The sequence below is a fragment of the Absiella sp. AM09-50 genome, from assembly GCF_003433845.1.
In the GTDB taxonomy this organism is placed as follows: Bacteria; Bacillota_I; Bacilli_A; order Erysipelotrichales; family Erysipelotrichaceae; genus Hoskinsella; species Hoskinsella hominis.
Map to the genome: position 1 here is coordinate 15,646 of NZ_QVFI01000035.1, position 13,632 is coordinate 29,277.

The 13,632-nt window shown below is 32.9% G+C and carries 9 protein-coding genes and 1 CRISPR repeat array; of the genes, 7 read left to right on the forward strand and 2 right to left on the reverse strand.

The features are described from left to right. The first annotated feature begins 101 nt into the window (after window positions 1–101). The 5 genes from DW114_RS18965 to DW114_RS18985 all read left to right on the forward strand — a co-directional run bounded on the left by DW114_RS18965 (window position 102) and on the right by DW114_RS18985 (window position 4,225). Complete coding sequence (locus DW114_RS18965; RefSeq protein WP_117455626.1) at window positions 102–722, forward strand: AAA family ATPase; 621 nt, start codon at window positions 102–104, stop codon at window positions 720–722. Between the two features lie 382 nt (window positions 723–1,104). Further along, window positions 1,105–1,665 (forward strand): beta-glucosidase, encoded by a 561-nt coding sequence (locus DW114_RS18970; RefSeq protein WP_117455628.1) that lies wholly within the window; start codon window positions 1,105–1,107, stop codon window positions 1,663–1,665. A 131-nt stretch (window positions 1,666–1,796) separates the two neighbouring features. Then, window positions 1,797–2,687, forward strand: coding sequence for an AraC family transcriptional regulator (locus DW114_RS18975; protein ID WP_117455630.1), 891 nt, complete (start codon window positions 1,797–1,799; stop codon window positions 2,685–2,687). Next, window positions 2,665–3,132 (forward strand): hypothetical protein, encoded by a 468-nt coding sequence (locus DW114_RS18980; RefSeq protein WP_117455632.1) that lies wholly within the window; start codon window positions 2,665–2,667, stop codon window positions 3,130–3,132. Before DW114_RS18975 ends, DW114_RS18980 begins: the two co-directional genes overlap by 23 nt. Window positions 3,133–3,772: 640 nt before the next feature. Beyond that, on the forward strand, window positions 3,773–4,225 hold the full coding sequence (locus DW114_RS18985; RefSeq protein ID WP_117455634.1) for a low molecular weight protein-tyrosine-phosphatase: 453 nt from the start codon (window positions 3,773–3,775) through the stop codon (window positions 4,223–4,225). Between the two features lie 10 nt (window positions 4,226–4,235). On the opposite strand, the gene DW114_RS18990 is transcribed toward DW114_RS18985, so the two are convergent. Both DW114_RS18990 and DW114_RS18995 read right to left on the reverse strand, forming a co-directional pair. Then, entirely contained in the window at window positions 4,236–7,445 is a 3,210-nt protein-coding gene (locus DW114_RS18990; RefSeq protein WP_117455642.1) for a UvrD-helicase domain-containing protein, read from the reverse strand. Continuing rightward, the gene (locus DW114_RS18995) at window positions 7,429–10,092 is read right to left on the reverse strand and encodes a PD-(D/E)XK nuclease family protein (protein ID WP_233511385.1); all 2,664 of its coding nucleotides are present in this window, start codon (window positions 10,090–10,092) and stop codon (window positions 7,429–7,431) included. The genes DW114_RS18990 and DW114_RS18995 overlap by 17 nt, the downstream gene beginning before the upstream one ends. Window positions 10,093–10,313: 221 nt before the next feature. Here DW114_RS18995 and DW114_RS19000 point away from each other — a divergent pair, with 221 nt between their 5' ends. Together DW114_RS19000 and DW114_RS19005 are read left to right on the forward strand one after the other, a co-directional pair. Beyond that, window positions 10,314–10,997, forward strand: a complete 684-nt coding sequence (locus DW114_RS19000) for a LytR/AlgR family response regulator transcription factor (protein ID WP_117455636.1) — start codon at window positions 10,314–10,316, stop codon at window positions 10,995–10,997. Between the two features lie 13 nt (window positions 10,998–11,010). Continuing rightward, window positions 11,011–12,297, forward strand: coding sequence for a sensor histidine kinase (locus DW114_RS19005; protein WP_117455638.1), 1,287 nt, complete (start codon window positions 11,011–11,013; stop codon window positions 12,295–12,297). Window positions 12,298–12,446: 149 nt separating this feature from the next. Beyond that, window positions 12,447–13,400: direct repeats of the CRISPR family, unit length 32 nt; unit sequence GTCAAGTTTCTCATGAACTTGTGGATTTCAAT. Window positions 13,401–13,632 lie beyond the last annotated feature (232 nt).

A 13,632-nucleotide genomic window follows, 5' to 3' on the forward strand; every position in this document is an offset into this window, starting at 1 on the left:
ATATAAGAAATGTATAGACTTTCATAAAATGATAAGGTTTACATTGATGTTGGTGGGGTATCATAGTATAATAAAAGTAACAAAACAAGGAGGTCATTTTTATGAAAAAGAAGACCATTATTACCATCAGTAGACAATTTGGAAGTGGCGGTAGAGAAATTGGGAAGAAGTTGGCAGAACAGCTGAACATACCATTTTACGACAAAGAATTAATTGAAATTGCCGCAAAAGAGAGTGGAATGGATAAGGAATTGTTTGAAGAAGAAGGTACACGTACAAGTCGTGGATTCCATCTATTAGGAGCATTAGGGTATTCCTTAGGAGGACCTTTATCCACAATGACAGAGCTTTCTTTAAATGATCGTTTATTCATCGTTCAATCTGAAGTAGTAAAGCAGGTTGCTGATCAGGGAGCATGTGTCATCGTCGGACGTTGTGCTGATTATGTGCTAAATGATCGAGATGATGTATTACATGTATTTATTCATGCAGATATGGAGGATCGTAAAGAACGTGCCATTCATTCTTATGAAGTTGATGAACGCGATATTGAATCTTCAGTAAGAAAAATTGATAAGCGAAGAAGTAATTATTATGAATACTATACTGATCGCAAATGGGGAGCAGCAGATAATTATGACATCAGCATTAATACGTCTACTTTTGGGATTGATCGTAGTGTCGCAATCATTAAAGATGTCATTGAAAATAAAGAATTATAGTTGAGAAAAAGCAGGATGAATAACTCCTGCTTTTTTGTATATATAGAAAAATGAAAAATCTTTTTTGATGTCATTGTAATTAGCTTCTGTATAAATGATAATCCATCATTGGAGCCTCCTTTCGCATAATATGTTGTGTACTGTTGATAACTATAACACAAAATTTTAAGTAATAGATAAAATTTCATGAAAATTATAAATCAAGGAATGAAAGGGGTTAACTTATACGAAAGCAAGGCTTTTTATCTGAATTTTAACTTTTTCTTGCATGTTTCCTTATTTTGTAGTATGTAGAAAATCTACCATAATTTCACAAGATTATCAGACATTAAACACCATTGAGCTATGATATACTGTAACTATACACAAGGAGGTCTTCTATATGCATTGGAAATTGACACATACAGATGACGGGTTAATTATTGATAATGAAGGTGGGAAAACGTTGGGATATGATACTAATGCTGGTATTCAAATCATTGAACAAGATGGTTTTGCTTTTAAGGATTTAGATGGTAGTGGCTATATAGAGCCATTTGAAGATTGGCGATTGCCAATTAGTTTACGTGTGAGGGATTTCTCCACAAGATTTGGATTATGGCAGGAAAATCGAAAGTTGTATTATAGTAAGGGTACTATGGATTTATCAGATGATATATTGGCCATTATGGAAATGTTTCGTAAAGAAGATATGCAAAAATATATTGATCCTCAATGGGATGATATAGAATATTTAAATGAAAATGATATTATCATGGTATTATTATTGATGTTTGATGCATCGGATGACCATAGTAAAGATGGATACTTAGCTTCGATTATCGTACAAAGTATGCACCTAGGTGTTTTTGAAAATATCGTATATTCTATATGGAAGGCGATACGCAGGTTTGTGAATAAAGAGTCCCAGCAAAATATGGAAAAATTAGAGAAGGCAGCATAAAAAAAGGATATTGTATCATAAAATGAAGGAAACACCCAAATTGGGTGTTTTTTCCTATCCGATAAGTACGTAAAAAGAGATGCATCCTGTTTGATGTTCTGATACAATATTTTTATGAAATGAGGTATCAGATGGAATGGAATGAAAAATTACAAATAATCATTGATTATGTAGAAAATCATCTTCAAAGAACAGAAGAGCCAGTTGATGAAGATGAAATTGCGAAGATTGCGGGATGCTCTTTTGGTTTCTTTCAGAAAGTTTTTTCTTATATGAATGGCATTAGTTTTGCGGAATATGTACGTTATAGAAAAATGACGTTGGCTGGCTATGATTTGAAAAGCACAAAGATAAAAGTTGTGGAAATCAGCTATAAATATGGTTATGATTCACCAACTTCATTCACTAAAGCCTTTCAAAACTTTCATGGTATTTCACCAAAAGATGCTAGGAAAGAAAATGCAAAATTAAATGTATACCCCAAAATGCAGATAAATACCGCACCAACATATGCTTGGTGTCTGGAAAAACAAAAGGCTTTTCGATTAATTGGAAAAACGATAAAAATATCGAAAATAAATCAGGCGCATTATCAAAGTGTTCCAGCTTTCTGGAATAAATGTCAAAAAGATGGTACCTTTTCTAAACTGGTTGCATTAGATGAAGGAATATCTAAAGGGATGTTTGGATTGTTTAGTTCATATGAGGAGGATACTTCTGAAATAGAATATTCCATTATGGTGATTTCTAATAAAGAATTACCAACAGGATTTACAGAAATAACCATACCATCGACAACTTGGGCGAAATTTGATTGTATCGGTTCTGTGCCACAGGCGATTCAATCAGGATGGAAATTTTTAAATGAAGAATGGCTGATGAAATATCCATTTCGCCATGCTGCATGTCCAGAATTAGAATGGTTTAGTGATGGCAATGCATTTTCAAAGGAGTATTTGAGTCAGATATGGATTCCAATCATAGAGGAGGAAGAAACAAATGGTACATGTAGTATACTGTGATAAAACAGGTAAAAAAGGGGAACGTGAATTAGATAAGATTTTAAACGGACAAAAGACAATGATCATTCGTGGAGCTGCGGGAAGAAAAATCCCACATAGTCGAGTATTTAAAGATGAAATATTGTATTTTATGGAAAAAGGCAGCGCAAAAATAAGTGCAAAGGCAAGAGTCACATATGTGGAAAACTTTGTGAAATTATCAGATGATGAGATTATAAGCACGTTAGACAAAAATCAGAAACAGTTGTGCTTAACCGAAAAACAAAAAATCCACGGGCATAAAAAATGTCTTTGTCTGGTAGCTTTTGATGATGTTGAAAAAATTGAACCACTTGATTTTGATCATCAGGGAAATATGGATGATTGGCTGATTATAGATAAAATAGAAGATGTGGTTGTTGGCAGCAGTATTCCTTATAATTATGAAAAATCAAAATTGAAGTGAGTTTGACTATAAAAATATAAAAAGTGAAATGATTCGTTTAAAAACAAAGAATCTTGTAGAAATACAGAACGCAAGATTCTTTGTCTGATTCTTCTTTTAATAGTGCTGATAACTTACTATCACTTAATGATATTCCCTTTATAAATGTTATTTTGATGATTTGATATAAATAGCATTATTTTTACTTGTTTAGTTTGTATATGCAAAATGGAATAGCAATTATAATTAGAACAATATAATCATACATGGTGATTCAGTAAAGCTAGGATTTACAAAAAATATCAAAGCTGCAATCAGTAACATGATGGATATAATGAATAGCAGTAACCACCATATTTTGATTGCTTATTAGCATCAAGGTTATTTTTACTTTTAACTCCTGCAATTAAGTTTATACATTTCAACTTATAGACCAAAATAGCTAGAATTATCAAAGTTTCTTGCTAAACTTATGGTATGATAATACTGTAAGCTATTGGTAAAACTATTTTTTTACCAATTTTACAGAAGGAAATATGAGAGAAAATGAAAAAATATGATAAAATACACTAGAGTCATAAAGTTTCTGAATATATAAAAAAAACCTGTAAAATAAAGCTTTCAAGAGAAAAATATAGGACTTATAAGGAGATAAAAAAACATGATAAAAATACTATTCATTTGCCATGGCAATATTTGCAGATCACCAATGGCGCAATTTGTATTAGAAGATATGGTGGAAAAAGCAGGAATGAGAGATCAATTTATGATTGATTCCTGTGCAACAAGTCGTGAAGAAATTGGAAATGGTGTGCACTATGGTACCAAAGATAAACTTCGTAAAGAAGGAGTCAGAATGCATGATCACCGTGCAAGACAGTTAACGAAGAAAGATTATGAGGAATATGATTATTTAATTGGTATGGAAGAAACGAATATTCGTAATATGAAACATTTATTGGGCGGTGATCCAGAGCATAAGATGATGCGCTTATTAGATTTTTCAGATCATCCAAGAGATATTGTAGATCCATGGTATACTGATAATTTTGATATTACATATACCGATATTGTGGAAGGCTGTGAAGCATTTTTAAAAACATTAAAAAAGTAGGCAAATTTGCCTACTTTATTTGTATAAAGGTACGTAAATGAAAAGCATATATATACGTTTCACATGTTTTATCAGGATATAAAATACGCATTGCATCCTGATAACTGGATAGTTGAGAACGATATAATTTTATGAATTCTTCAGGAGTATCCAAACGATCTGTTTTAAAGTCAATAATGGTCATGGAAGTATCATCCATTGCCACAAAGTCCATAAATCCATGTAGAATTTCATCTTTTATTTTTACCATAAAGGGGAGTTCATGATAACATGTTTTACTGAAAAGTGATTGATAAAATGGATGATTTCCTAATTGAAGTAAGGAAGTAATATCATATTCTTTTAATGATATCTGTAAATCTTTTGCACAGGAGGTGATGATTTCCTTATCCCATGATGTGTTCGGCAAATGTTCAATCATATGATGCATACGTGTACCATAGCTCATACCAGCACCGCTTTTTGGTTGGAAAGCTGGTAGTTCTTCGGTAGAAGTGATGCTGGTAGCACTCGAAAACTTCATTGGTTGATGCGTTTTATGATAATGTGGGATTTCCTGATAAATGGAAACTTCTTTTTCAACCGGGATATTTTCCCACATTTGGTGAACTTCTTTGATTGTGAATAAAGCACTTGGATGAGTCAGAAAGCTTTGTAGAATCCAGCTGGTATAGCCGCCACGATCATATACACCAGACATGGTTAATGGTTTTTTATAATCTTCAAGAGCCTGAATACAATCTACAATATGCATTTGTTGCTGGGCACGGGTTGTCGCAACATACAAGATACGCATTTCTTCTTCTAATTCTTCTTTATCTTTTTTATGCTCCATTGCAATACGTGGAATGGTAGTTCTGACATAACGCTGAGGAAGATCCATGGCTTTCATTGCGATGCCAAGGTCTGCATCTGCGATACAATATTCTTTGAATTCTATTGGTGTCATACGATCAGTCGACCATAAAAATACAACTGGAAACTGTAGCCCTTTTGATTGATGAATACTCATAACTCGGACCACATCTGCATCTGAACCAATAGGAATGGCTTCTGCAGTTTGCGCATCTTTAATCTGTGCAATTCTGGATAAGAAAGAAGGAATACCACAAGCATTATCCTCCTCAAAAGCGATGGCTTTTTCATACAATAAATCCAGATTGGTCTTTTCCTGAATGGTTGTGTGTAATACATAATAATCATTGATATCATATAATGCATTTAACATCTCACTCAGGCGTAAAACATTGCGTTTTTTACGAAGTTCTTCAAAACGCTCAAAGCCAGGAAATGGATGCTCGTGATAATAAGAATAATAGGAAGCATATTTCTCTTTCATCAGTTTTATTTGTGCAAGTTCTTCATTAGTGCGCATGAATAAAGGGGAAAGCATAGTTGCAACAAATGGAATATCCTCATGTGGTGCATACAGACTTTGCAGCGCAGACAACATGATTTGTACCGCGTTTGATTGATAAAAACCATATTTAATATCAATAAAATAGGGAATGTTTAATTCGTCAAATACACTTTTCATATCATCTTTTCTAGCATTGCCTCGTACCAAAACGACGAAATCTTTCCATTTACGATGCTCTTTTTCTTTGATCTCCAGGATCTGATTAGCGATATAACTTGCCTTGAAATCATTTTTAGACAGGATAAGATCATTTGCTTCTTTTATTTCATTGTGGAAAATGGTGTGAAAACAGATAGGTACATTATCTTCTTTTTGTGCAGGGACACCTGTTGCGACATCATCCTGCGCACTATAACTACAATCAAAACCATCCATATTCATTAACAGTTTGAATAATTCATTATTAAATTCTACGATCATTTCTTTAGAACGATAATTATTTGATAAATAAATTACTTCATCATGAATTCCTTTATGATCAATTAGTCCTTTCATCAGCTGAGGTTTGGCATGGCGAAAGCCATAAATGGACTGCTTGATATCACCAACACGGAAAACATTGTTTTCTGTACAGATACGCATAACCAAAGCATTTTGTACATCATTACTATCCTGAAATTCATCCACCATGATCTGTTTGAATTGTTGACGATAAATATCAGCTACAGCATGGTCATTTACGTCCAGAATTGCCAAGGCAAAATGCTCCATGTCATCAAAATCAATCTGTTTGTTTTTCTCCTTGATGGCTTCATAATTTTTACGATAAGTTTTCGTGATTTCCACGAGTTTTTCAATCACAGGACATAATTTATTTAAATCAGAGATAAATTCTTCTTCTCGAAATAATAAAGACAGCAGTTTATCTTCCATATCATTAATTTGTTTACGTACGCGTGCATATTCTTTATCTTCTTTTTCAGGAGAAGTTGGCACAATACCATGACAAATTGCGATAAACGCACTGCGAAAACCTTCATAATCCTGGTTTTGTATGGGCTCTTTTATAGAAGAAAGTGCACGAAGCTTCGTTTCTAATACCGCAATCTTCTTTACCTCATTAGGATATTTTATACGATAGATTTCATCCATATGATGAAGAGCCTCTTCATAACGCTGTTCCTCAACATACAGATATTCAAAGAAATTGTGATAAATATTTACTGGCAGGTCTTCTATATGTTTGATACCAGAATAAGCATCATGTAAATGATCCAGCCATTCATCAGGATCAGGTTTACTGCTAGCAAGTGTAGCAAGCTGCATAATCATAGATGATAGACTTTCCATATCCTCAGGTCGTGAAGAAAACATCTGACACAGAGTTAAAAAGATTTCATCATGTTTCTGATACTGAATTTGTAATGCTTCATCTAAAGCCTGCTGCTGATAAAGTGTCATTGCGCCATTATCCATAATACTACATACACGTTCGTGATCTAAGCCAATCATATAATAATATTTTTGAATTATAGAAAGACAAAAGGAATGAATGGTAGAAATATAGGCATTACTTAAAGAAGAAAGCTGGCGTGATAAAAACTTCTTTTCTGCTTCATCTTTACTGTCTTGCCAAGCTGTTTGTAGTTCTTTCGCAAGACGTTTTTTCATTTCATTTGCGGCTGCTTCTGTAAATGTCATCGCAAGAATTTCATCAATCGCAATATGGTCCTTTAATACCAGATCCATTAATCGGGCAACCAGTACTGTGGTTTTTCCACTTCCGGCAGAAGCGGAAACCAGGATGTTTTTCTCTTTCGTGGTGATAGCCGCAAGCTGTTGTTTATTCCATGTCGGCATCATCAACACCTCCTTCCCAATAAAGTGAATCATCAATATCCACAAGTGGCTTTCGCTCACTGGCGAATCCTTTGAATCGACAAATTTCATAATAAGCACAATAAGTACATGCATCCGCATCTGGAGAACATGCAATATCACCTGAAAGCATACGATTGCCAATCGTGCGATAAAGGGAAATGAACCATTCATAAATTGTTTCATAACGATAATATTTTCTAGCTTTTACGATGCCATCTTTATTCATGGATACCCCAATGATATGGCTGCCATTATCATCCAGCATATCAATATCCTTGCGCATAGTCCATCCACTAATGCGATGTGCTTTTAATATGTTTTCTTCATAGTCATCTTTTTCTGTTTCCACAAATCCAACAGGACGACGTTTCATTTTTCCAGCAATATAGGGAATGTTTTGGTTTTTTAATGAGATATAGTAAGCCCCAAGAATATCTTTATGAAGCTGTTTTTTCGCTACAATCGAGTAAGTCAGAAGCTGTAGTTGTAGTGCTGCAAAAACTTTATCTTCGCTTAAAGATTTGGCGCTGCTTTTATAATCTAAAATACAATGGAAGTTTCCACTGGCATCAATGCGATCGATAAACCCTTTTAAAGCAAAACTGATATCCTCTGTGATAGGAAATTCTTCATGGAATTCATATTCCTGAAGATATGGTCCCATTGAGGAATGTGTTTCAAAATCATCCAGACGCTTTAAAGTTTGTGCAAAACTTACCAAAAAACGATGTTTGATAACCTCCATCAAGTCAGCATTATTTGGAAATACTGCAGCAATGGCCTCTACTTCCTGATTAACAATTTCTTCGATTCTTTCCATAGCGGCTTTGGTATATTGTTTACCAAGTTCATCTACCAGCGTTTCCAACACATAATGGGCCATTGTACCCATATAAGAATTATCAAAACCATGTTGCATTGGTTCTCTTAAAGATAGGCCATAACGTAAAAAGTACGAATATGGACAGTGAATATAACGCTCAATTGCGGAGATAGAACCTTTGATATGATGCCCTTTTACGAATAACGCTTTGGCGGTTTCTGGCTGAATGATGTATGTTTGAGTGATTTTTTCATAATTTTCCATGATAGGAAATGCTGTTGGATCACATTTCATCTCTTCCTCAATTTCAAGTGCTGCCTCATTGCCTTTTCCTTCATAAGTACCTAATGGGAAAGATACAATGAGATGTGAATTGGTATGCAGCTGCTTTTCACACTGCGCAATGTAGTATTGATAGCGGGTTTCCATATCTGGAAGTGTTGTATCACGAAGATAGATTTCATCAAAGATTCCACTTTCTGATGGAAATGCAGGATAATTTTTTTGCGTAGCACCAACAAGGAAATGATGTGTACGATTTGGGATAATCTGTTTTAAATCACCCACGATCACACCATGAATTTCACGGACACTTTTAGATATGGATATCTGTTCAATAAAAGGTAATAAAAAAGCAAGATCATCTTTAGTATTCAGATAATTCCAACTAGAAGAAACAACATCCTGTATATTAGATAAAACAGAAATATCCTCCATGCTGGCTTCTTTCATACCATTGTGCAAAATATCAAGTAAATGAGTCACAAGTTGATGTAAATCATCTTCAATGAATAATGATAATGTTTCACAAAGCTCCTGCCTGCCAGATTCTGCGATTTCTTCCAGTTCCTTTAATTTTGTGATTTCAACTTCATCTAAAATATGTCCGTTTGCCTGAACATTCATAAGGTGATGAAATGGCTGAAATATATCACAGTTGAAGATTTCTATATATTCTCGCAATTCATCTAAATGTTCTGATTGGAACACACCAGCATCCATGCATGCAAATAGATCCTCCTGATCAAATGATAAGGCGTATGCTATTAGATTTACAAATCTTTGTGTAACAATACTGGCTTTGTTTTTTTGTAAGAGGGTATAAGGTATTTCATATCGTTTAAAAATCTGTTCAATTAATGGCTTATAGGTAGAAGATGCAAGGGTAATGATAATATCATCTGCATCTAAATCATGTTGAATAATATATTGAGCAATAGCTTCTACTTCTTGACGTGGATTGATTGCATGATAAAATTCCTTTTGTTGCTGGGGCTTTGGTAATGGGATGGTGTGCGCCCCTTTTGATGTTAATATATTTAATATTTTTTCATCTTTTAAGGAATAAAAGGCATCATAAATATAAACATTGGAACAATCTGAAACTCTTAGAACAGCTTCATTCCATATATCCTGTGCGGTTTGGATTGGAAATATATTATTCAAAATTGTCTTTATTTCCTGTTGTGCCTGCGTTTTATCTGGAAGTTCATCAACGGATATGTGATAAAATTTCATGCTTTCAATAAAATCATAACATTCCATTAAGAAGGACGGCGTTAAAGCAATTGCTTGATATGTTTGTAATTGTGAAATTATTTTTTCAATGTTTTGTTTATATAAAAAGCTAATTTCCACATGATCTCTAGCCTGTTTTTGTGTAAAAGAAGCAAAAAAAGTTTGTGGTGATAAAAGCTGTAATCCCATACAGCCAGATGTTTGTTTCATGATATCTGCGCGCAAAATGGGATGCAGATAAGCTGGTGCTAAAATAATTGAAAAAGGGGGCAAGTTTTCTATCATAAAAATCTCCTTTCAATGGTATCATTATAACATAACAAGGTAATTAATCTTACAGGAAATACTATAAAAGTACAAGCATTGATTTCATTTGTAAGAGGATGCATAAAAATGATAAAAAATATATTTCTTACGGAAAATAATGTAAATTAACTTTTATAGATTATTCATTAAGGGGCAAAGTGTAGTAGAATAAAGTTGCGTGAAAAAAGGGGTTGGGAATTATGGATAATACAGTTGCAATTATTGAAGATGATCCACATTTTTCAAAAACATTAAAGGAATATATGCAGGATAGATATCCAGAATGGGGAATCTTTTGTTTTGATTCTGAACCAGAAAAACTTATTTATGATGCTTACTTTCTGGATATTGAGCTTCAAAATGAAAATAAAGGATTTGCATTAGCGGAAAAGATTTATATGAATGACAAAGCTATCCCTGTGATTTTTGTTAGTTCACATGAGGAATTGATTTGTGAAGGTTATAAATTTCATGCGATGCGTTTCATACGCAAGAACAGAGTTGCGGAAGAAATTGATGAAGCAATTGAAGCATTAGCTGATTTATTTATCAAACAAAGTGATGAAGTAATTGTGTATGATATGTTGAAAGTTAAAAAACGTATTAACTATAAGGATATTCAATGTTACTATTCTGAAGGTAATTATGTTTGTGTTTTAGATAAAAACAATAAAGTATTCCGCCGTCGCTCGACATTTAGGCAATTTCATAAAGATCATGAAAAGTTTAAATTCGTTTTAACAAGCAATGGCTGTATGGTGAATCCGTATTATATTGATCATATTAATAGAAGGGATTTTTGTTTATATTTGAAAGGCGGGCAGAAATTAGACGTTAGTCAACGCAATATGCTGAATTTATTACGACGATACGCTGCAATTTAAGGAGAATGATCATATGATGATTTTGTACATCTGCATGTCCCTGCTTGAAAATTTTATTATTTTAAGTTTTCCAGGACTGTTTTTTAAAGAGAAAAGTAAGTTAATTAAAGTGCTGTATTGTATGGGAATGAGTGCGGCATCATATTGTTTAGATACATTAAATTTCCCTTATCTTACTTTGTTCGCAATCATCATGTTGATATTCTATTGTTGGATGAATTTTAATGAAAAGATATATACAACATTTTTCTATGTATTATTTATATTTACGGTCTTGTATTTGATTAATATTATTACATTATTGATTGAAAATTGTTTTATTGATGATGTAGGAAAACAAATTTTTCAAGATCGTCTTGTATATCCAGTTTGTGTGATTGGAGGCAAAATTGTATTCGTAACTGTTTTCTTATACTTTAAAAAGCACAAAGTATTCTTGTTGGAATTATTAAAATTAAAGCGACAGTTATTAGCTTTTATGGTTGCTGAAGTTATTTTGTTTTTTCTGGTAATCGTGATTTCATCTTTATTCATTCAAGAGAAAATTAATCCGGTTATGGTATTACTGTTGATTTTAATGTTAAGTTTAATTTATCTGATTTTCTTTAATCAGTATGCCATGTTACTTCAGACTGGTGAGGAACTTTCTGAGGAACAAATGAGAAATCGAATGTTGGAAGCGGATAAGATGTATTATAAGGACCTGCAAAGTATCTATGAGAAAAATCGATCCATCAATCATGATATGAAAAATCACTTAAATCTTTTACATAATATGATTGAAAATGATAAAAATAATGATGCTTTGGCTTATATTGAGCAGGTTTATCATGTGGTAAAGGATACAGAAATCATTCATACAAAACGTGCTACTTTAAACTATATCTTAAACACGAAGATGGCTGAAATGAAAGAGGCCGATGTAAAGATTATTATGGAAATAAATGATACGCTGGCAATTTTAGATGATATGGATTTATGTATTTTGCTTGGAAATTTGTTGGATAATAGTTTAGAGGCGGTTTGTAAATGTGAGCGTAAATTAATCCGTTTAAGTATTGGACATAAAGATGATTTTATTTATATTGATTTATCAAATTCTTATGATAAAGATGAAGTGATTATAAAGGATGATCGTTTAATTAGTAATAAAAAGGATCATCATATGCACGGTTTTGGTTTCCGAAATATTGAACAGATTGTTGAAAAATATCAAGGGAAAATTGAATTTTCAGCAGAAGAGTTATTTCAGATATTTATCATGTTCGATGATAATTATCATAGGAAAACAAGATTTTAAGATTTGCGAATATTAAGCTCCCATGTTTTCTCTAGGAGATTCGCGCTAAATTGTGTGTCTTAATCAGTGATATGTAACAGATTGAAAGAAAGAGAGATTTCATTTGATGGAAATTTGTTACAAGTTAGCAAGTAAATAATATTTTTGCGGTCAAGTTTCTCATGAACTTGTGGATTTCAATTTCTAATGCCTGTGCAACTTCCTTACTATCTCCGTCAAGTTTCTCATGAACTTGTGGATTTCAATTTGATGGAAATACCCGAAATTTTAGTATTGAAAGTCAAGTTTCTCATGAACTTGTGGATTTCAATAACGGAGCAGACGTTGGTAAGATGTTAGACAATGTCAAGTTTCTCATGAACTTGTGGATTTCAATATATTGCCTTTTCCTCTCATAAATCCCTTGACCTGTCAAGTTTCTCATGAACTTGTGGATTTCAATTCACCTCACTTCACTTATATTATACAGCAAAAATGTCAAGTTTCTCATGAACTTGTGGATTTCAATATCAGTAGTTACACCAAAGACATCTGCTAGTTTGTCAAGTTTCTCATGAACTTGTGGATTTCAATAATTTAATTTCATAACAGATTTTCGTACTTCTTTGTCAAGTTTCTCATGAACTTGTGGATTTCAATATTTTTCTTATATCCAAAAGGACATCCAGTTTTAGTCAAGTTTCTCATGAACTTGTGGATTTCAATTGTTTTTCCACCTTTACGTGTGATCAGTAATAAAAGTCAAGTTTCTCATGAACTTGTGGATTTCAATTTTTGTTGCTTTATCAAAATCTACAACTCTAGTTGGTCAAGTTTCTCATGAACTTGTGGATTTCAATTCGTCCTAGATCTTTTAATACAGTTCTTACACCGTCAAGTTTCTCATGAACTTGTGGATTTCAATGAAAAAATGGAAATGCTGAACATCAAAAAAAACAGTCAAGTTTCTCATGAACTTGTGGATTTCAATTTCTATTGCTTTATCAAAGAATGGCTGTAAATCAGTCAAGTTACTCATGAACTTGTGGATTTCAATAATGGAAAACTATATGAAAGTGATATTATTTGTTCGTCAAGTTACTCATGAACTTGTGGATTTCAATTATAATGGCTTGTGGTTTTATTGTTGGATGTCCATGTCAAGTTTCTTAGGAACTTATAGTTTTGTTTATTTTTTGTAGATAGCTTTGTGCATATAATAATTAAAATAAAGTTTAGCTTTTTTTAGTGGCTGGACTTTATTTTTATATATTGTATAAACTTCCAGATTTTAAATATGTAATTCATGTCAAGCAAAAATGAAAATGTCTTAAAAATAATTAAACATTAGCACCG

Bases quoted from the DNA above. Each gene is read 5' to 3' on its own strand.
- DW114_RS18965 (WP_117455626.1), top strand. From the start codon at position 102: ATGAAAAAGAAGACCATTATTACCATCAGTAGACAATTTGGAAGTGGC.
- DW114_RS18990 (WP_117455642.1), bottom strand. From the start codon at position 7,445: ATGCCGACATGGAATAAACAACAGCTTGCGGCTATCACCACGAAAGAG.
- DW114_RS18985 (WP_117455634.1), top strand. From the start codon at position 3,773: ATGATAAAAATACTATTCATTTGCCATGGCAATATTTGCAGATCACCA.
- DW114_RS19005 (WP_117455638.1), top strand. From the start codon at position 11,011: ATGATGATTTTGTACATCTGCATGTCCCTGCTTGAAAATTTTATTATT.
- DW114_RS18980 (WP_117455632.1), top strand. From the start codon at position 2,665: ATGGTACATGTAGTATACTGTGATAAAACAGGTAAAAAAGGGGAACGT.
- DW114_RS19000 (WP_117455636.1), top strand. From the start codon at position 10,314: ATGGATAATACAGTTGCAATTATTGAAGATGATCCACATTTTTCAAAA.
- DW114_RS18975 (WP_117455630.1), top strand. From the start codon at position 1,797: ATGGAATGGAATGAAAAATTACAAATAATCATTGATTATGTAGAAAAT.
- DW114_RS18995 (WP_233511385.1), bottom strand. From the start codon at position 10,092: ATGATAGAAAACTTGCCCCCTTTTTCAATTATTTTAGCACCAGCTTAT.
- DW114_RS18970 (WP_117455628.1), top strand. From the start codon at position 1,105: ATGCATTGGAAATTGACACATACAGATGACGGGTTAATTATTGATAAT.